This window comes from Methylopila sp. 73B, from assembly GCF_000526315.1.
Taxonomy (GTDB): Bacteria; Pseudomonadota; Alphaproteobacteria; order Rhizobiales; family Methylopilaceae; genus Methylopila.
In genome coordinates, this window is the sequence record NZ_JAFV01000001.1 from 3159822 (window position 1) to 3177277 (window position 17456).

Consider the following 17456-nt stretch of genomic DNA (forward strand, 5'->3'; position numbering starts at 1 on the left):
GTTGGGTCCGGTCACCAGCGGCGCTCGAAGCGCTTGCGGAGGACGATGGCGAGCCCGTTCATGACGAACAGGAAGAACAGGAGGACGAGGATGGCGGCGGAGGTCTTCGCTTGGAAGGCCACCTCCGGCAGGTCCGACCAGAGATAGATCTGGACCGGCAGCGCTGTCGTCGCCGAGGTGAAGCTCGTCGGCACGTCGACGATGAACGCCACCATGCCGATGAGGAGCAGCGGCGCGGTCTCGCCCAGCGCGTGCGCCATGCCGATGATCGTGCCGGTCATGATGCCGGGCATCGCCAGCGGCAGGGTGTGGTGAAACACCGCCTGCTGGTGCGAGGCGCCGACGCCGAGCGCGGCCTCGCGGATCGACGGGGGCACCGCCTTCAGAGCCGCGCGGCTCGCGATGATGATCGTCGGCAGCACCAGCAGGGCGAGCACGAAGCCGCCCACCACCGCCGACGACCTCGGCATCCCGAAGAAGTTCAGGAACACGGCGAGGCCGAGAAGGCCGTAGACGATCGACGGCACGGCCGCGAGATTGTTGATGTTGATCTCGATGATGTCCGTCCACCGGTTCTTCGGGGCGAACTCCTCAAGGTAGATCGCGGCGCCGACGCCGATCGGCAGGCAGATCACCAGCGTCACCGCCATCGTGAAGATGGAGCCGACGAGCGCGCCCAGAATGCCGGCCTGCTCGGCCTCGCGGCTGTCGCCCGAGGTGAGGAAGCCCCAGTTGAATCCGGTCTCGACGAGCCCCTTGGCCTTCAGCGTCTCGAGCCAGGCGATCTGCTGGTCATTGACGCGGCGGGAGTTCTCGGGGGTCTCGTACTCCAGCAGCGTCCAGGCGCCCGCCTGAGCGGCGTCCAGGCTCTTCAGCGGCGTGAGCGCCCGGCCCTCGACCCGGTCGGCGGCGAGGCTCGTGATCTTCACGATGCCGCCGTTGATCGCCAGCAGCCGGCTCGGCAGCTTCTCGTCGAGCGTCTCGGCGCCGCCCGCGTCCTTGAAGCGCGCCTCGAAGTCGGCGGCCTCGCCGGCGAGCGTCTCCATCTGGGCCTGAAGACTCTGGGCGTCGCTGTCGATCTTGGCCAGCGCGTTCTGGGCGATCGTGATCCGGGTGGCGTCGCCGCCGCCTTGCGCCTCGCGCAGCGCCAACTCGGCCGAAGGCCTGTCCGCGAGGATGCCGTCCCGCAGCGTGCGGATGCGATCCACCTCGAACCGCCGCTTGCGCGCGGTCTCGGACAGCTCGGACTTGATCTTGGCGAGATCGTTCGCGAAGGCCGGCGTCGACGTCGTCACCGCCACGTCGCCGGAGGTCGCGGAGGGCGTCGCGACGGCCTCGCCGGTCTCCTCGACGACATCGGTCACCACGCCCTTGTAGTAGAGGTCGGCGTCGTCGGAGACGAGCGCGCGGGTCTTCACCGTCCGCCCGATCTGGGCCGGATCGGCCATTACCTGCTTGCGGAGCTCGTCGGCGGCGCCGCTGGAGATCAGTCCGTTCAGCTCACGCCGGGGAGCCCGGCCGGAGACCTCCGGAAAGAAGCCCTGATAGACCTCCCGGAGCGGCTTCAGGTAGTCGCCTCGCGCGAGCGAGGCGGCCTGCCGGGACCCGTCGGGATCGACGGTCTCGGCCGTGACCGACACGTCGAGCACGAGGTGGGTGACGGTGAAGGCGGGCAGCGCCTTGGTGACGATGTCGGCGAGCAGCACCACGAGGAACAGGGCGGCGAAGGCGATCGCCCCGACGCCGTAGGCCTTGAAGCGGGCTTCCGCGCGGTAGCGCTTGCGGACCCGGGCGCGGGCTTCGTCCGCGTCCACGCGATGGCCCAAACCGGAGAGGGCGGTCATCTCAGTCATACTGCTCTCGGTATCTCTGGACGATGCGGAGCGCGATGAAGTTCAGCACCAGCGTGAAGAAGAAGAGCACGAAGCCGAGCGCAAAGGCCGAAAGCGTCTTGGCGCTGTCGAACTCCTGGTCGCCGACGAGCAGCGTCTTGATCTGCACGGTGACGGTGGTGACCGCCTCGAGCGGATTGAAGGTGAGATTGCCCGCGAGGCCGGCCGCCATCACCACGATCATGGTCTCGCCGACGGCGCGGGAGATCGCGAGCATGAAGGCGGAGACGATGCCGGGCAGGGCCGCCGGCAGGATCACCTTCTTAATGGTCTCCGACTTGGTCGCGCCCATGCCGTAGGAGCCGTCGCGCAGCGACTGCGGCACCGCGTTGATCACGTCGTCGGAGAGCGACGAGACGAAGGGGATGATCATGACGCCCATGACGAGCCCCGCCGCGAGCGCGCTCTCGGAGGCGACGTTCAGCCCCAAGGCCTCGCCGGTCGAGCGGATGAAGGGCGCGACGGTGAGGGCGGCGAAGAAGCCGAACACCACGGTGGGCACGCCCGCCAGCACCTCGAGGACCGGCTTCACGACCCCGCGGACCCGGGGGCTCGCGTACTCCGCCATGAAGATCGCGGCGAACAGGCCGATCGGGCCGGCGACCGACATGGCGATCAGCATGATCAGCGTGGTGCCCGCGAACAGCGGCACGGCGCCGAAGGCGCCCGAGGCGCCGACCTGGTCGGCGCGGATCGCGGTCTGCGGCGACCACTGCAGGCCGAACAGGAAGTCGTACCAGGGGTACTTGGCGAAGAAGCGCAGCGTCTCGAACAGCACCGAGAACACGATGCCGACCGTGGTCAGCACCGCGACCGCCGAGCAGGCGATCAACAGCACCTTCACGAAGCGTTCGACGCCGTTGCGGGCGCGGAACTGCGGCTCGAGCTGGCGCGCGCCCCAGGCGAAGCCGATCAACGCCAGGCCGAGGCCGACGATCAGCAGCGCCCATTCGGAGAGCCCGCGCCACAGCGCGTAGGTCTCGCCCGCGGCGCGGACGCCGGGCGCGACCTCGTTGGTCTGCACGCCGTCGGCGACCAGGAGGATCTCTCGGAGCCGGGAGGCGTAGGCGAGCCCGTCGGCGGGCGCGAGATCCGCCGGCAGCGCCGACATGCCAGCCCACTCCACGACGCGGTGGGCGAAGACGAGCCAGAGGATGAACCAGAGCAGCATCGGCGCGATGGCCGACACCGCGAGATAGGCGCCGTGGTAGCTCGGCAGCGAGTGCATGCGCGACGCGCCGCCGGCCATGGCGAAGGTGACGCCCTTTTGCCGCCCGACGACGTAGGCGCCGGCCGCCACGAGGACGAGGCCGAGGAGGTAGATGAGGGTCATCCGACGATGGCTCCGCCCGTAGGCTCGGAGGGGAAACGGTAGGTCTCAAACGGACGCGACGCCGGATCGCTCGATCCGGCGTCGCGCGAAGCGCAGCGTCAGGAAGCCGGCGCGCCGATGGTCGCGAGCTTCTTGGCCGCGTCCTCGGCGGTGGTGGCCATCTCCTTGGGGAGCGGCACAAGGCCCTTCTCCGTCAGGTAGCCTTCCTCGCCCATCGCCTTGTCGGAGGCGTACTCGCCGATGAACTCCTTGAGGCCCGGGATCACGCCCACGTGCTGCTTCTTGAAGTAGACGTAGAGGGGACGCGAGACCTTGTACGTGCCGTCGGCGATCGCCTCGAAGGTCGGGGCCTTGCCCTCGACCGTCGCGCCCTTGATCTGCGAGCCGTTCTCCTCGAGGAACGAGTACCCGAAGATGCCGACGGCCTTCGGGTTCGCCTCGAGCTTCTGGACGATCAGGTTGTCGTTCTCGCCGGCGTCGATGTAGGCGCCGTCTTCACGGATGGTCTTCCACGAGCGGTCGAACGCCTTGGCGTCGGACTTCTTCAGAGCCGCGAGGCTCTCGACCTTCTCTGCGCCCTTCTCCATCACGAGCTCCAGGAACGCGTCGCGCGTGCCGGAGGTCGGCGGGGGACCGAGGACTTCGATCTTCTCGGCCGGGAGCGACGGGTCGATGTCGTTCCAGGTCTTGTAGGGGTTCGCGACCGGCTTGCCGTCCGGGCCCGGCACTTCCTTCGCGAGCGCCAGGAAGAGCTGCTGGCGGGTCACCTTGAAGTCGGGCCCCTTCTTCGAGTTCGCGAGCACGATGCCGTCGAAGCCAATCTTCAGCTCGACGATCTCGGTGACGCCGTTCTTCTGGCAGTCGTCGAACTCGGACTTCTTGATCGCGCGCGAGGCGTTCGCGGCGTCGGGGTGACCGGCGCCGACGCCGGCGCAGAACAGCTTGAGGCCGCCGCCGGTGCCGGTCGACTCGACCACCGGGGTCTTGAACTGGCCGCCCTTGCCGAACTGTTCGGCGGCGGCGGTCGTGAAGGGATACACCGTCGACGAGCCGACGATGCGGATCTGATCGCGCGACTGCGCCTGGGCGGCGCCGGCCGCCCCGAAAACGCCCGCGAACGCAAGCGCGAGCGCGCTGGTCATCGTGAAGAGCTTCACGCTGCCTCTCCTGTGTGAGACGCCCTGTCGGACGCCGAAACCATGTCATGGAGGCGGCCCCGACGCCGAGGCGAGACCGCGCGCCCCGCGTTCGATCGCGGGGTCGAGCAGGACCCTAGCGACGCGGCATATCTCTTCTATGACGCCTGGATGACAGATGGATGACAGCCGCCGCGCCGGGCTGTTCAGCTGGCCTTGGCGAGAGCGGGCGGCGCCGGCGCGGGAACGGCCGCGGGGATCGTCACGGTGAAGGTCGCGCCCGCGCCGAGCTCGCTCTGGATCGCGAGCTGGCCGCCGTGCCGCTGCAGCACGTGCTTGACCAGGGCCAGACCGAGGCCGGTCCCGCCCTTCTCGCGGCTGTGGGACACGTCGGGCCGGTAGAACCGCTCGGTGAGACGCGGCAGATGCTCCGGCGCGATGCCCGGGCCGTAGTCCCGGACGGCCAGCCGGACGCCCTCTCCTGCGGTCGCGATCGTCACCTCGACGCGCTTGCCGTCGTCGCCGTACTTGATGGCGTTCTCGACGAGGTTCTCGACCACCCGGGTGAGTTCGTCGCGGTCGCCCGTGGCGAGCGCGGGCCCGTCCGTGAGCAGCGTCACCTCGACGCCGCGCTCCTCGGCTAGCGGGCTAAGCGCATCGACCACGTTGCGGGCGACGGCCACGACGTCGACCACGTCGCGCGGGCGCACATGGGCCTTGAGCTCGATGCGCGACAGCGAGAGCAGGTCGTCGATCAGCCGCGACATGCGGTTCGCCTGCGTGCGCATGATGGCGAGAAACTTCTCGCGGGCCACGGCGTCGTTCTTCGCCGGTCCCTGCAGCGTCTCCACGAAGCCCAGCAGCGAGGCCAGCGGCGTGCGCAGCTCGTGGCTGGCGTTGGCCACGAAGTCGGCGCGCATGCGCTCGGAGCGGCGCTGTTCGGTCAGGTCGCGAAAGGCCACGACGATCGCGGAGGGCGCCCCGTCCTCGCCGCCGGCGGACGCGACATGCGCTTCGATCCAGCGCTCGACGGGCACGCGCTCGGCGTAGGCCACAACCTGCGGACGCCGGGTCTTGGCCGCGGCCTTCACCGCCTCCAGCACCTCGGGCGCGCGCACGGCGAAGGAAATCGGGTCGCCGGCGCGGATCGCCGGCAGCGCGGCCAGAGCGTGCGCGTTGAAGGCGAGCGTCACGCCGCGCCTGTCGAGCACCACCGTCGGATCGGGGAGGCCGGACAGCAGGGTCAGCGACTGGGGGCTCACCGCCTCCGGAGCGGGCGCGGCCCGGCGCGCGGGAGCAGCGAAGCTGCGCCGGCGCGGAGCGACCACCGTCACGACGCCGATGAGGACGAAGGCCAGCAGCGCCTCCAGCGGCCGCACCCGTCCAAGCGCCGCGAAGACCATGAGCACCGCCGCCGTCGCGCCCAGCGTCCAGCCGGCGCGCGCGAGCCGCGCGGCGGGGCGGTCGGACTTGGCGGCGGGCGAAACGTCGTCGGGAAGCTGCGGCATGGGGCGGGCGATCGTGGCCTTGCGTGCGGCGTACTGGATGAATCGCAATAGGACGCCACCTGCGTGACGGCGCCAAGACATGAGGGCACCAAGACATGAGGATGCGACCTATGACGAAGAAACCCGAGGCGGGCGAGACCAAAAAGAAGACCGCCGCCGAGGCTCTGCTGGACGAGGTCGTGCCCGAGGGCGCCGGCGAAGCGCCCAAGGTCATGCTCGACGGCGTCGAGGTGGATCTCGACGCGGCCGACCTGCCCCCCAAGGTCGAGACCGGCGCCTTCCGCAGCGGCGGCTTCCCCTACGAGGAGTCCTATTCGCACAAGGCCTACAGCGAGACGCTGCGGCTCCTCCAGATTGAGCTACTCAAGCTGCAGGCCTGGGCGAAGACCGAGAACGAGCGAATCGTCGTGGTGTTCGAGGGCCGCGACAGCGCGGGAAAGGGCGGCACCATCCACCGCATCTCCCAGCACCTCAATCCGCGGAGCCTGAAGGTCGTCGCGCTCGGCAAGCCGACGCCGGTCGAGGCGGGCCAGTGGTACTTCCAGCGCTATCTGGCGGAGATGCCGACCGCGGGCGAGATCGCCCTGTTCGACCGCTCCTGGTACAACCGCGCGGGCGTCGAGCCGGTCATGGGCTTCTGCACGGCGGAGGAGACCGCCCGCTTCCTGGACGAGGCGCCGCGCGTGGAGCGCCTGCTGGTGGACGACGGCGTGCGGCTGTTCAAGTTCTGGCTGACGATCGGCCGCGAGATGCAGATCAAGCGGCTGCACGACCGCCGGCACGATCCGCTGAAGCGCTGGAAGCTCTCGCCGATCGACTACGCGGGGCTGAACCTCTGGGACAGCTTCTCCCACGCCGCCGAGCGCATGCTGGCCGCGACCCACACCGACGCGGCGCCGTGGACCGTAGTGAGGGCGAACGACAAGCGGCGTCTGCGGCTGGAGTGCATCCGCCACCTGCTGCTGAACGTGCCCTACAAGGGGCGGAACCTGAAGGCGATCGGCGGCGCCGACAGCCGCATCGTGATGGACGCCGCGGCGTTCCTGAAGGACGGCGGCGAGCACTGACCCGCGGCTTCAGCCGGAAACGAGCCGCCAGACCGTGCTGCGCTTGACGTCGGCGTCCTCGAGATCCCGGGTCACCGGCACCGTATATTCCGCGAGCGCCACGAGCCGCGAACGCGGCAGATAGCTCCTGCCGGGATCGCCAATCAGCACGGGCGCCCCGAGCGCAAGAAAGCCGTCGAGCCAGGCGAGCAGGCGCTCGCTCAGATCGCGCTCGTAGAACAGATCGCCGACGGTGACGAGATCGACGGCCGGATGCGGGCCGCCAATGAGGTCGTCGCCGGTGACGGAGACCACGACCCTGTTGGCCGCGGCGTTGATGGCGATGGCCGCCAGCGCGAAAGAGTCGACGTCGGCGCCGGTGACCTGCATCGCTCCCGCCTTCATCGCCGCGATCGCCACGAGCCCGGAGCCGCAGCCGACGTCCAGCACGCGCTTGCCCCGCACCGTCTCCGGCGTGTCCAGCAGATAGCGCGCGAGCGCCTGTCCGCCCGCCCAGGCGAAGGCCCAGAACGGCGGCGGCAGGCCGATGGCGGAGAGCTCGTCCTCGGTCTTCGTCCAGAGCGGCACGGCCTCGTCGGCGACGTGGAGCGTGATCTCGGGCGCGTGTGGAACCGGTCGTGCGCGCGTGTTGGCGCGGACGAAGGCTGCGGGGTCGCCTCGGACGGGATCGCTCAGGAGGTCAGCCCGCCCATGCGCCGCACCTCGGCCCACTCGTCCTCCGTCACCGGCTGCACCGAGAGCCGCATGGAGGTGACGAGCGCCATCTTGGAGAGCTTGTCGTTCGCCTTCACGGCGGCCAGCGTCACCGGCTGCGGCATATCCTCGACCGCGCGGATGTCCACGCACTCCCAGCGGGGATCGTCGGTCGACGAATCGTGGTGCGCGAGCTTCGCCACCTCGACGATCCCGACGACCTCCTTGCCCTCGTTCGAGTGGTAGAAGAAGCCGAGATCGCCGAGCTTCATCGCGCGCATGTTGTTGCGGGCGAGGTAGTTGCGGACGCCGGTCCACTCGGTCCCGTCGCGTCCCGCCGCCTTCTGCTGCTCCCACGACCAGGCGTCGGGCTCGGACTTGAACAGCCAGTAGGCCATGGGGAGGTCACCTCTTCGCGGTTTCGACGGTCGTCACAGGGTCGACGACCGAACTGGAGCGCGTGCTTCGAGACGGCCCTTCAGACCTCCTCAGCATGAGGAGGTGGAAGCTGAAGGAAAATCAAACTGCCTCATGCTGAGGAGCCGTCCGCCAGGACGGCGTTTCGAAGCACGCACTCGGCCAGAAAGCCTCATCGCTCTCTTCGAGGCCAGCGCCTCCGCCGTCAAGCCTCGGCCCTGAGCGGGCGGGCGAGCAGGCCTTCGATCGCCGCGGCGACGCTGACGCGGCCGGCGACGACCTCGGCGACGGCGGCCGAAATCGGCATCTCGACGCCGTGCGCGGCCGCGAGCGCGACCAGCGCTTCGGCGGTCGCGGCGCCCTCCGCCAGCTTGTCGGGCGGCGCCTCGCCGCGGCCGAGCGCCTGGCCGAGCGCGAAATTGCGCGACTTCGACGATGTCGCGGTGAGCACCAGATCGCCGAGGCCGGACAGCCCCGCCAGCGTCTCAGGCCTCGCGCCGAGCGCCGCCCCCAACCGCGACAGCTCCGCGAAGCCGCGCGCGATCAGCGCCGCGACGGCGCTCGCGCCGAGACCGCGGCCCTCCGCCGCGCCGGCGGCGATGGCGAGCACGTTCTTCGCCGCGCCGCCGAGCGCGACGCCGGTCATGTCGGTGGTGTGGTAGGGGCGGAAGCTGCGGGTGGCGAGCCGAGCGGCGAGCGCCGCCGCGAGCGTCTCGTCGGACGCGGCCAGCGTCACGGCCGTGGGCAGGCCCCGCGCTACGTCGTCGGCGAAGCTCGGGCCCGACAGCAGCGCATGCCCGAAGCCAGGAAGCGTCTCGGACAGGACCTGCGGCGGGAGGGCGTGCGCGCCGCGCTCCACGCCCTTGGCGCAGGCGACCACGATCGCTCCCGGCTTCAGGCGCGGCGCAAGATCTCGCGCGACCGCCCGCAGGGTCTGCATCGGCGTGACGAGCAGGACGACGTCCTCGCCGCCGACCGCGTCGAGGTCGGCGGTCGGCGCCACGCCGTCGTGGAGCGCGACGCCCGGCAGCCGGCGGGCGTTGACGCGGGCCGCCGCGACCTCCGCCATCGCCGCGGCGTCCCGGCCGATCAGCGGGGTGCAGCCGCCGCAGGCCTCGGCCGCGACATTGGCGAGCGCCGTGCCCCAGGCGCCGGCGCCGACGACCGCGACGCTCACGCCTTGGCTCCGGGCGCGGCGGAGGCGGCGTCCAGCGGCCAGCGCGGACGCGGCGCGAAGTCGAGATCGTCGACGAGGCCCAGCGCCAGCCGCTCGGCGCCGGCCCAGGCGATCATCGCGCCGTTGTCGCCGCAGAGCGCGAGCGGCGGCGCGACCATGGGCACGCCGAGGTCGCCGGCCAGACCCTGCAGAGCCTGCCGGATCGGGCCGTTGGCCGCGACGCCGCCGGCGACCACCAGCGCGCTCGGGGGCCCGAAGCGCTCCGTGAACGCGCGGGCGCCGGCCCGCGTGCGGTTCGCGACCACGTCCACCACCGCGGCCTGGAAGCTGGCGCAGAGATCGTCGACGTCGCTCTCGCTCAGGGGCGCGGTCCGCTCCGCCTCGAGCCGAACGGCGGTCTTGAGGCCGGAGAGCGAGAAGTTGGGCTCGGCCCGGCCGTGCATGGGCCGCGGGAATGCGAAGCGCGCGGGGTCGCCGTTCGCCGCTCGAAGCTCGACCTGAGGGCCGCCGGGATAGCCGAGGCCCAGCATCTTCGCGACCTTGTCGAAGGCCTCCCCCAGGGCGTCGTCGAGCGTCGCGCCAAGGCGCAGGTATCGGCCAACGCCAAGCACCGCCAGCAGCTGGGTGTGCCCCCCGGACGCGAGCAGCAGAAGATAGGGAAAGGCGACGCCGTCGGTGAGCCGCGCGGTGAGCGCGTGGGCTTCCAGATGGTTCACGGCCGAAAACGGCTTGTCCGCCGCGAGCGCCAGCGCCTTGCCCGCCGTCAGGCCGACGATGACGCCGCCCACGAGGCCCGGACCTGCGGCGGCCGCGACGCCGTCGAGCCCGCCGAGCGTCAGGCCGGCGTCGGCCAACGCCTTGGCCACCACCCCGTCGAGCGCGTCGATGTGGGCGCGCGCCGCGATCTCCGGCACCACGCCGCCGAAGGCCGCGTGCGCCTTGAACTGCGCCCGCACCACATTGGACAGCACCTCGCCCGGCCCCTCGCCGCTGCGCCGCACGACGGCGGCGGCGGTCTCGTCGCAGGTGGTCTCGATGCCGAGGACGAGCATGGGGCTCAAACGGTCTCCGAAGGGGGAGGGCCAGACATAGCGGGCGAGGCCGCGTTGCGCCATGGGACCCATCGCCGTCATGGTCCGGCTTGACCGGACCATCGATGTCCGACGTCGCTCGCGATCCGCTCAGCTCTCGCCGACCTCCAGCACCGCGCGCAGCCGCCCCCTGTTCAGCGCCAGCCACTGCAGCGCGATCAGCAGGTAGGCGTTGCTCGCGACCGGGCTCTCGATCGCCTTGATCGCGGCGTCGATCGGGACCGCGAACGGGCGGGTCAGCTCGCGCTCGTCGGCCGCGCCGGCGTGTTCGGGCAACGCGCTGGCGTCGACGGACGCGAGGAACAGCGTGGCGTGCTCGTCGACGATGCCGGGCGTCGGCAGGAAGGTCAGCAGCGGCTTCGACAGAGCGAGCGCGACGAGGCCGGTCTCCTCCGTGAGTTCGCGGCGCGCGGCGAAGGCCGCGTCCTCGCCCGGCTCCATGCGGCCGGCGACGATCTCGACGAGGTCGCCCTTGCCGGTCGCGAGCGCGGCCGGCGCGCGGAACTGGCGGATGAGCACGATCTCGTCGCGGGCGAGGTCGACCGCGATCACCCCCACGCACGGCCCTGCGCGCAACACCTCGCGCTCCTGCACGACGACGCCGCGGCCGGGGGCCTCCGGCAAGGTAGCGCGCCAGAGCTCCAGCCGGCGGTAGCCGTCGTGCAGCAGCGTCGGCCCCTCGAACGCCACGTCGGCGACCCGGGCGGCCAGAATGTCGTCGTCGGCCACGTCGTCGCTCACTGGGCCACGGCTTCGGGTTCGCGGGCCTCGAGGTCGAAGGCGGCGGCCAGCAGGGCGCGGGTGTAGTCGGTCTTCGGCTGCGCGAACACCTCCGCCGCCGGCCCGTGCTCCACCACCTTGCCGTTGCGCATGACGACCAGATCGTTCGCGAGCGCGCGCACCACCTTGAGGTCGTGGCTGATGAACAGGAAGGAGAGCTTCCGCTTGGCCTGCACGGCGCGCAGCAGATCGACGATCTGCGCCTGCACCGACATGTCGAGCGCCGAGGTCGGCTCGTCCAGCACGATGAAGGCGGGCTCGAGCGCGAGCGCGCGGGCGATGGCGATGCGCTGGCGCTGGCCGCCGGAGAACTCGTGCGGGTAACGGTCGAGCGCGTCCGCGCCGAGCCCGACGTCCGCCAGCGCCTTGGTGGCCGCCTCGCGCCGCGCCGCAGGCTTCAGCCGCGACCCCTGCACGTCGAGGCCCTCGGTGACGATGTCGACCACCGTCATGCGCGGGCTGAGCGAGCCGTAGGGGTCCTGGAACACGATCTGCATGTCCGCCCGGAGCGGCCGCATCGCCGCCGCGGTGAAGCCCTCGATCGCCTGGCCTAGATAGGCGATGCGCCCTTCGCTCGCGATCAGCTTCAGGATCGCGAGGCCGAGCGTCGTCTTGCCCGACCCGCTCTCCCCGACGACGCCCAGCGTCTGGCCTTCCCGGACGGTGACGGAGACGCCGTCCACCGCCTTCACATGGCCCACCGTCTTGCGCAGCAGCCCTCGCTTGATCGGGAACCAGACCTTCAGGTCCGCGACCTCGACGATGGCGCGCGCCGCCGGGTCGAGCGGCGGCGGCGCGCCCTTGGGTTCGGCCGCAAGCAGCTTGCGGGTGTAGGCGTGTTGGGGCGCGGCGAACACCTGGGGGGTCCCGCCCTGCTCGACGATCTTGCCCGCGGTCATGACGCAGACGCGGTCGGCGATGCGCCGCACGATGCCGAGATCGTGGGTGATGAACAGCATGGCCATGCCGAGCCGGCCCTGCAGCTCCTTCAACAGCGCAAGGATCTGCGCCTGCACCGTCACGTCGAGCGCGGTGGTGGGCTCGTCGGCGATCAGCAGGTCCGGCTCGTTCGCCAGCGCCATGGCGATCATGACGCGCTGGCGCTGGCCGCCCGAGAGCTGGTGGGGATAGGCGTCCAGCCGCTCGGCTGCGTCCGGGATGCCGACCTGGTCGAGTAGCTCCAGCGTCCGCTCCCGGCACTTGGCCGTCGACCAGCCGCGATGGACCTTCAGCACCTCGCCCACCTGCCGCTCAATGGTGTGGAGCGGGTTGAGCGAGGTCATTGGCTCCTGGAACACCATGGTGATGTCCGCGCCCCGCACCTTGCGCAGCTCCCGCTCGGAGGCCTTCAGCAGGTCGCGGCCCTTGAACAGGACCTCCCCGGAGGGATGCCCCGCGGCGGGGTAGGCCAGCAACCGCACGATCGAGAGCGCCGTAACCGATTTTCCCGACCCGCTCTCGCCGACGATCGCCAGCGTCTCGCCCTTAGCGAGGTCGAACGACACCCGGTCGACCGCGAGCGTCCGCCCGCCCTCGCGGGCGAAGTCGACGGAGAGGTCGCGGACGGAGAGCAGCGGAGCGTCGGTCATCGGAAGGTCTTCCGCGGGTCGAAGGCGTCGCGCACGGCCTCGCCGACGAAGATCAGCAGCGACAGCATCAGCGCGATCACCACGAAGCCCGAGATGCCGAGCCAGGGCGCCTGCAGGTTGGACTTGCCTTGGGCCAGCAGTTCGCCGAGCGACGGCGAGCCCGGCGGCAGGCCGAAGCCGAGGAAGTCGAGCGCGGTCAGCGTGGTGATCGAGCCCGACAGGATGAAGGGCATGAAGGTCAGCGTCGCCACCATCGCGTTCGGCAGCAGGTGGCGGAACATGATGGCGCGGTTCGAGACGCCAAGCGCCCGGGCCGCGCGGACGTATTCGAAGTTGCGGCCGCGCAGGAATTCGGCTCGCACCACGCCCACGAGCGCGGTCCAGGAGAACAGCAGCAGGATCCCGAGCAGCACCCAGACGTTCGGCGCCAACACCGAAGACAGGATGATCAGCAGGTAGAGCGTCGGCACCGAGGTCCAGATTTCGATGAACCGCTGGAAAGCCAGGTCGATCCAGCCGCCGAAATAGCCCTGCACGGCGCCCGCCAGCACGCCGATGACCGACGACAGCACCGCGAGCGCGAGGCCGAACAGCACCGACAGCCGGAAGCCGTAGATCAGCCGGGCCAGCACGTCGCGGCCCTGGTCGTCGGTGCCGAGCCAGTTCCATTCGAGGTCGGCGCAGGTCTTCGCCTTGGGCGCGGCTCCCGCTTGCGTCGGCGCGGCGTCACCCTCGGGCGTGCGGCCGACGGAGGCCTTCGAGCATTGCTCGTCGGTCAGCATCCACGTGGGCGCCGAGGGCGCAGGCGTGGGCAGGTTGAGGTTGATGGTGCGATAGGAGTAGCGCACCGGCGGCCAGATCATGTAGCCGCCGCCGTCCTTGATCAGCTTCTGGAGATAGGGGTCGCGGTAGTCCGCCTCGGTCTCGAACTCCCCGCCATAGGCGGTCTCGGCGTAGGTGACGAGCGCCGGCACGAAGAAGGCGCCGTCGTGCTTCACGAGGAACGGCTTGTCGTTCGCGATGAACTCCGCGAACAGCGTGACCACGAACAGCAGCAGGAACAGCACGAGCGACCAGCACCCGCGCCGGTTCGCCTTGAAGTTGGCGAGCCTGCGCCGGTTGATCGGCGACAGCCGTCCGCGCGGGACGGCGGGCATCGGCGGCGCGCCGGGCGTGGGCGGCGGAGCGGCGATCGCAGCGTCGGTCATGCGCACGTCCCTCGCGGCGAAGGGCGCGACGTCGCCGCCCCCGGCCCCTCCCCGCAAGGGGGAGAGGGGAGGACCGCGCGGCGTATTCGGCCGTTCGCTCGCATCACGTCTCCCGCGTCTCGAAGTCGATGCGGGGATCGACCCACATGTAGCTGAGGTCCGAGATCAGCGAGACCACGAGGCCGAGCAGCGAGAAGATGTAGAGGCTGGCGAACACCACGGCGTAGTCGCGATTCACGATCGACTCGAAGCCGAGCAGGCCGAGCCCATCCAGCGAGAAGATGGTCTCGATCAGCAGCGCGCCGGTGAAGAACGCGCCGATGAAGGCGCCGGGGAAGCCCGCGATCAGCAGCAGCATCGCGTTGCGGAACACATGGCCGTAGAGCACCTGGTTCTCGCTCAGGCCCTTCATCCGCGCGGTCTGGACATACTGCTTGCGGATCTCGTCGAGGAACGAGTTCTTGGTCAGCAGCGTGGTGGTGGCGAAAGCCGAGATGCCGAGCGCGATCAGCGGCAGCGTCAGGTGCCAGAAGTAGTCGACGATCTTCCCCCACAGCGAGAGCTGATCCCAGTTGTCGGAGGTGAGGCCCCGCAGCGGGAACCAGTCGAGGAAGGTGCCGCCGGCGAACAGCACCACCAGCAGGATGGCGAACAGGAAGCCCGGGATCGCGTAGCCGATCACGATTACGGTCGAGGTCCAGACGTCGAAGCGCGAGCCGTCGCGGATCGCCTTGGCGACGCCGAGCGGCACCGAGATCAGATACGAGATCAGGGTCATCCACAGGCCGAGCGAGATCGACACCGGCATCTTCTCGAGGATGAGGTCGATCACATCGATGTCGCGGAAGTAGCTGCGGCCGAAATCGAAGCGCGAGTAGTCCCAGACCATCTTTACAAAGCGCTCGTGCGCCGGCCGGTCGAAGCCAAACTGCTTCTCAAGTTGCTTGATGAAGGCCGGGTCGAGCCCCTGCGCGCCGCGGTACTTCGACGTCACAGGGTCGTTGGAGACCGAGCGCTGCGTCGGCGACAGATCATTACCCGAGCCGCCCGAGAACCGGTCGGTGGCGTTGGTCCCTTGCCCCGTGACCTCCGCGATCACTCGCTCCACCGGGCCGCCTGGCGCGAACTGGATGATGACGAAGGAGACCAGCATGATCCCGAGGATCGTGGGCACGATCAGCAGCAGACGGCGTGCGACGTAAGCGAGCATGCGGCGTCAGGCCCTCGTCGCAAGAATTGAGGCGCGGGTTTTCACCTCTCCCCATTGGGGAGAGGTCGGCCCGCAGGGCCGGGTGAGGGGGCTCGCCTCATGCAGGAGCGGTCGAAGCCCCCTCACCCGCGCGGCTTCGCCTCGCGACCTCTCCCCGACGGGGAGAGGTGAAGGCCCGCGCGCTACTTCGAAAGGCGCCGGCTTCCGCGGAGAAAGCGACGATGCCTCCGCCCGCACGTGCGCCGGCCGACCTAACGCGCTCACGCCTTCACCCCCGCCTTCGCCGCCCTGTCCGCGTCCCACCACCAGGTCTCCAGCGTCCCGCGCGTGAAGCGCGGCTTCTCCGGCGGATGGCCGTAGGCGTCCCAGTAGGCGAGCGTGTGCGTGTCCTTGTACCAGGCGGGGACCCACAGGCGCAGCGCGCGCAGCACGCGGTCGAGCGCGCGGGCCGCGACGTGCAGCTCGTCCCGGCTCTTGGCCGCGATCATGGCCTCGATCAGCGCGTCGACGGCCGGGTTCGCCAGGCCCGAAAGGTTCTGGGAGCCCGGCAGATTGGCGGATTCCGAAGCGTAGACCTGCCGCAGGCCTTCGCCCGGCGTCGGGTCCATGCTCATGCGGCGGCTGACGACGTCGAAGTCGAAGCTGTTGGTGCGGCTCTGGTACTGAGCCGGGTCCACCTGCCGGATGGTCGCCTCGACGCCGAGAACCTTCAGGTTCTTGATGAAGGAATTGAGGTGGGGTTCGAACGAGGGCTCGAACTCCAGGAACTCGATGGTCAGCGCTTCTCCGCCGGCGTTCACCGCGCGGCCGTCCTTGATGGCCCAGCCGGCCTCGCGCAGCAGCCGCGCGGCCTCGCGCAGCCGTGTGCGATCCTGGCCCGAGCCGTCCGAGACCGGGGGAACGACCGGCTCTCCGAGCGCCTCGTCCGGAATCGTGCCGCGGAACGGCTCGAGCAGCGCGAGCTCCGCGCCTTCGGCGGGCCCCGTCGCCATCATCTCCGGCGCGCCCTGGAACACCGAGACGGTGCGCTTGTATGCGCCGAACATCAGGTTCGCGTTCATCCACTCGAAGTCGAAGGCGAGCGCGATCGCGGCCCGTGTGCGCGGGTCCTGGAACTTCGCACGGCGCAGATTGAACCAAAGCCCCTGCGCGCCCGAGGGGGTGAGGTCCGGCAGCGTCTCGCGCCGGACCTTGCCCTCGCGCACGGCCGGGAAGTCGTAGCCGGTCGCCCAGACGCGGGAGGTGAACTCCTCCCGGAACAGATAGGCGCCGCCCTTGAACGCCTCGAACGCAATCGCGCGGTCGCGGAAGAACTCGTAGCGCAGGGCGTCGAAGTTCCACTGGCCGGCGTTGACCGCGAGGTCCTTCGCCCACCAGTCGGTGACGCGCTCGAAGGTGATGGCGCGGCCGGGCACGACGCGGCCGACCTTGTAGGGGCCTGAGCCGAGCGGCGCCTCCATGCCGGCGGCCTCGAAATCGCGGGTGGCGTACCAGGCCTTGGAGAAGATCGGCAGCGACGCCAAGGTCAGCGGCAAGTCGCGGGTGCGCTTCGGCGACAGGCGCAGGACCACCACGTCCTCAGCCTCGACCTCGACCGATTCCAGGTCGCGGATCGCCTGGGCGATCAGCGGGTGGCCCTTGGCTTTCAGCGTCTCGAACGACCACGTCACGTCCTCGGCGGTGAGGCGTGAGCCGTCGTGGAAACGCGCCTCGGGGCGCAGGCGGAAGCGGAAGGCGAGGCCGTCGCCGGACACCGCGACCGACTTCGCGACCAGCCCGTAGAGCGCGTCCGGCTCGTCGAAGGCGCGCGCCATCAGCGTGTCGAAGGTGAGCTGCATGCCCTGCGCGCCGTCGCCCTTCAGGATGAAGGCGTTCAACGTGTTGAAGGTCGAGAAGCTCTGGTTGAGCGCCGTGGTCGAGGGCGTCTGGGAGAACGAGCCGCCCTTCGGCGCATTCGCTCGCACATAGTCGAAGGCGGTGAAGTCGCGCGGGTATTTCAGGTCGCCGAAGGCCGAGAGGCCGTGGCGCTCGGGGCCGAACGCCTTTGGATCGCCCTCGACGGCGGTCGCCGCCGCCGGCGCGCCCTCGGTCTGGGCGCGCGCGGCGCGCGGGAACATCCCGAACGCCGCGGCCGCGCCGGCGTAGGCCATCACGGCGCGACGTGAGACGCGCGCTCTTCCCTTCTCCCGTTGCGGGAGAAGGTGGACGGCGGCGTCAGCCGACGGCCGGATGAGGGGTCGTGGGGGACATCCTGAACCGTGGGAGGTTGTGCCGGACGACCCCTCACCCCAACCCTCTCCCGCAAGGGGAGAGGGGGACGGCGACGTCGCGTCTTTTCCTGAAATGGCGCCGCCA

The 17456-nt window shown here is 70.3% G+C and carries 13 protein-coding genes and 2 pseudogenes; 1 reads left to right on the forward strand and 14 read right to left on the reverse strand.

All coding sequences use genetic code 11. From position 1 onward, the window contains the following. Nucleotides 1-11: 11 nt before the first annotated feature. From pstA to K244_RS0115195, 5 genes and pseudogenes are all read right to left on the reverse strand, one after another. A pseudogene (gene pstA, locus K244_RS24230) lies at nt 12-806 on the reverse strand (phosphate ABC transporter permease PstA); the annotation flags it as partial. Between the two features lie 558 nt (nt 807-1364). After that, nucleotides 1365-1853 (reverse strand): annotated as a pseudogene (locus K244_RS24235) (DUF3333 domain-containing protein); the annotation flags it as partial. Continuing rightward, the gene (gene pstC, locus K244_RS0115185) at nt 1846-3225 is read right to left on the reverse strand and encodes a phosphate ABC transporter permease subunit PstC (RefSeq protein WP_020187132.1); all 1380 of its coding nucleotides are present in this window, start codon (nt 3223-3225) and stop codon (nt 1846-1848) included. The gene pstC and the pseudogene K244_RS24235, both read right to left, overlap by 8 nt. Nucleotides 3226-3323: 98 nt before the next feature. Then, nucleotides 3324-4367 carry a PstS family phosphate ABC transporter substrate-binding protein gene (locus K244_RS0115190; RefSeq protein WP_036306875.1) on the reverse strand — a complete coding sequence of 348 codons (1044 nt, stop codon included), beginning with the start codon at nt 4365-4367 and terminating at the stop codon, nt 3324-3326. Between the two features lie 200 nt (nt 4368-4567). After that, entirely contained in the window at nt 4568-5917 is a 1350-nt protein-coding gene (locus K244_RS0115195; RefSeq protein WP_245259779.1) for an ATP-binding protein, read from the reverse strand. 62 nt (nt 5918-5979) lie between these two features. Here K244_RS0115195 and ppk2 point away from each other — a divergent pair, with 62 nt between their 5' ends. Further along, nucleotides 5980-6936, forward strand: a complete 957-nt coding sequence (ppk2, locus tag K244_RS0115200) for a polyphosphate kinase 2 (protein ID WP_020187135.1) — start codon at nt 5980-5982, stop codon at nt 6934-6936. A 9-nt stretch (nt 6937-6945) separates the two neighbouring features. Here the strand turns inward: ppk2 and K244_RS0115205 are convergent, their stop codons facing one another. From K244_RS0115205 to K244_RS0115245, 9 genes are all read right to left on the reverse strand, one after another. Next, nucleotides 6946-7647, reverse strand: a complete 702-nt coding sequence (locus tag K244_RS0115205; RefSeq protein ID WP_020187136.1) for a methyltransferase — start codon at nt 7645-7647, stop codon at nt 6946-6948. Further along, nucleotides 7608-8027 carry an EVE domain-containing protein gene (locus K244_RS0115210; RefSeq protein WP_020187137.1) on the reverse strand — a complete coding sequence of 140 codons (420 nt, stop codon included), beginning with the start codon at nt 8025-8027 and terminating at the stop codon, nt 7608-7610. Before K244_RS0115210 ends, K244_RS0115205 begins: the two co-directional genes overlap by 40 nt. A 224-nt stretch (nt 8028-8251) precedes the next feature. Beyond that, on the reverse strand, nt 8252-9223 hold the full coding sequence (locus tag K244_RS0115215) for an NAD(P)H-dependent glycerol-3-phosphate dehydrogenase (protein ID WP_020187138.1): 972 nt from the start codon (nt 9221-9223) through the stop codon (nt 8252-8254). Further along, nucleotides 9220-10275 carry a tRNA (adenosine(37)-N6)-threonylcarbamoyltransferase complex transferase subunit TsaD gene (tsaD, locus tag K244_RS0115220; protein WP_020187139.1) on the reverse strand — a complete coding sequence of 352 codons (1056 nt, stop codon included), beginning with the start codon at nt 10273-10275 and terminating at the stop codon, nt 9220-9222. The genes K244_RS0115215 and tsaD overlap by 4 nt, the downstream gene beginning before the upstream one ends. A gap of 129 nt (nt 10276-10404) precedes the next feature. Next, nucleotides 10405-11055: an NUDIX hydrolase gene (locus tag K244_RS0115225; RefSeq protein WP_020187140.1), complete on the reverse strand. Its 651-nt coding sequence runs from the start codon at nt 11053-11055 to the stop codon at nt 10405-10407. Continuing rightward, on the reverse strand, nt 11052-12683 hold the full coding sequence (locus K244_RS0115230; protein WP_020187141.1) for an ABC transporter ATP-binding protein: 1632 nt from the start codon (nt 12681-12683) through the stop codon (nt 11052-11054). The genes K244_RS0115225 and K244_RS0115230 overlap by 4 nt, the downstream gene beginning before the upstream one ends. Continuing rightward, the gene (locus K244_RS22085; RefSeq protein WP_245259821.1) at nt 12680-13840 is read right to left on the reverse strand and encodes an ABC transporter permease; all 1161 of its coding nucleotides are present in this window, start codon (nt 13838-13840) and stop codon (nt 12680-12682) included. The genes K244_RS0115230 and K244_RS22085 overlap by 4 nt, the downstream gene beginning before the upstream one ends. A 154-nt stretch (nt 13841-13994) precedes the next feature. Further along, on the reverse strand, nt 13995-15101 hold the full coding sequence (locus K244_RS0115240) for a microcin C ABC transporter permease YejB (protein ID WP_020187143.1): 1107 nt from the start codon (nt 15099-15101) through the stop codon (nt 13995-13997). Between the two features lie 260 nt (nt 15102-15361). Then, complete coding sequence (locus K244_RS0115245) at nt 15362-17251, reverse strand: extracellular solute-binding protein (RefSeq protein WP_020187144.1); 1890 nt, start codon at nt 17249-17251, stop codon at nt 15362-15364. Between the last annotated feature and the right edge of the window lie 205 nt (nt 17252-17456).

What these genes read in the sequence shown, in the direction of transcription:
- K244_RS0115245 (WP_020187144.1), bottom strand. Translation starts at nt 17,251, where the DNA reads ATGGCCTACGCCGGCGCGGCCGCGGCGTTCGGGATGTTCCCGCGCGCC.
- K244_RS0115190 (WP_036306875.1), bottom strand. Translation starts at nt 4,367, where the DNA reads ATGACCAGCGCGCTCGCGCTTGCGTTCGCGGGCGTTTTCGGGGCGGCC.
- K244_RS0115230 (WP_020187141.1), bottom strand. Translation starts at nt 12,683, where the DNA reads ATGACCGACGCTCCGCTGCTCTCCGTCCGCGACCTCTCCGTCGACTTC.
- K244_RS0115210 (WP_020187137.1), bottom strand. Translation starts at nt 8,027, where the DNA reads ATGGCCTACTGGCTGTTCAAGTCCGAGCCCGACGCCTGGTCGTGGGAG.
- K244_RS22085 (WP_245259821.1), bottom strand. Translation starts at nt 13,840, where the DNA reads ATGCCCGCCGTCCCGCGCGGACGGCTGTCGCCGATCAACCGGCGCAGG.
- K244_RS0115240 (WP_020187143.1), bottom strand. Translation starts at nt 15,101, where the DNA reads ATGCTCGCTTACGTCGCACGCCGTCTGCTGCTGATCGTGCCCACGATC.
- tsaD (WP_020187139.1), bottom strand. Translation starts at nt 10,275, where the DNA reads ATGCTCGTCCTCGGCATCGAGACCACCTGCGACGAGACCGCCGCCGCC.
- pstC (WP_020187132.1), bottom strand. Translation starts at nt 3,225, where the DNA reads ATGACCCTCATCTACCTCCTCGGCCTCGTCCTCGTGGCGGCCGGCGCC.
- ppk2 (WP_020187135.1), top strand. Translation starts at nt 5,980, where the DNA reads ATGACGAAGAAACCCGAGGCGGGCGAGACCAAAAAGAAGACCGCCGCC.